This is a genomic window from Massilia sp. CCM 8734 (genome assembly GCF_011682155.1).
GTDB lineage: Bacteria > Pseudomonadota > Gammaproteobacteria > Burkholderiales > Burkholderiaceae_D > Telluria_A > Telluria_A rubra.
The window spans coordinates 1-1,105 of the sequence record NZ_WHJI01000141.1 but is presented as its reverse complement, the minus strand read 5'-3'; the positions used below and the strand labels follow the sequence as shown (position 1 = coordinate 1,105).

The 1,105-nt window shown below is 50.9% G+C and carries 1 protein-coding gene; it reads right to left on the bottom strand.

The genetic code is table 11. The features are described from left to right. Positions 1 to 443: 443 nt before the first annotated feature. Positions 444 to 857, bottom strand: a complete 414-nt coding sequence (locus tag F2P46_RS35885; protein ID WP_166899289.1) for a BLUF domain-containing protein — start codon at positions 855 to 857, stop codon at positions 444 to 446. Positions 858 to 1,105: the final 248 nt, after the last annotated feature.

The window sequence follows — 1,105 nt, the reverse complement described above, 5'->3', positions numbered from 1 at the left end:
CGGCTGCAGGCGCCCGAGGGTCCCGCTGCTGGCCGGTCGCACGTAAAAGCTGCGCGTCTGGCACCAGCGCACCCACTCGTCACAATATTCCGCTACTACATCCCGATTTTTCATCTGTACTGCCTCCATGGTCAATTCGCGGGGCAGTCTAAAGCCGATTAAAGACTAACTTAGATTTCACCTTGAGAGGCGGACACAGAATCGTGAAAAAATAGTACGATAAGCTCAAAAATTACAGCTGAGCACCCTGGCAGGTGACAGAAATCGTCTAAAGTACCGCTTCCGAGTGCTCATCGGCCCGCCAAGGTTTTACGTGAACATTGCATTTTAACAACCAATGTAACTCGTATAGGACGAAAAGGGTATCCGCAAACACTTGTTTTCCGACAGGCCGATTTCGGCCACAAGCGGTCGTTCCACATCCTCAACTAGGCCCGCGTCGTTTAATCTTTGAAAATTTTCAGTAACGCCACTGCCGGGGATGTCGATCCGATCCTGCGGTTTGTTTGAGCCGCTTCGAGGACTTCAACAAGTTCATCGTATTTGTCGGCTTGCCTGTCGTTCAAGTTGGTCATATTCATGCTCCAGCGCGGAAACGTACGGAAGTTTGCTGGCTCGTTGTAAAGTATCCGGGAATTCTTGTGCCGGGGATCAAGTTCGATTTTCTTATAGAGCTTATCGAGCGTCGATACCGGACCTTCCAATACTTGCAAGAACCAACCGCCGTTGTAAAACAAACTGCCGGTGACGTCGAGTGGTCCGTTGTTTTTCTTTGCCGTTTCTTGGATCGCGGCAAGATCTTCCGGAGACATCTTACGTACTGCCTGACTTATGTATACAAGTTGATTAATCGACATTTCACCATCCTTTTGGTTGCGGGGAGATTGGTCGGTTCGGACAGGTAGTGGATGAATAGCTTGACCCGGCACGACCTCTGTTCAACAAGTGCTTGCGTAAGCCATATTACGCTCATCCACCGCAGGAGTCGGCGTCGATTGAATTTGCTCGGCGCAATCGCCCAATTTTCGACGGACCGGGTCAAGCAGACGCGCGGTCTGGCATTGACGGCATTTTTTGCATGCAGCCCTCAACGCTGCATGCGGTA

Bases quoted from the DNA above. Each gene is read 5' to 3' on its own strand.
- F2P46_RS35885 (WP_166899289.1), bottom strand. From the start codon at position 857: ATGTCGATTAATCAACTTGTATACATAAGTCAGGCAGTACGTAAGATG.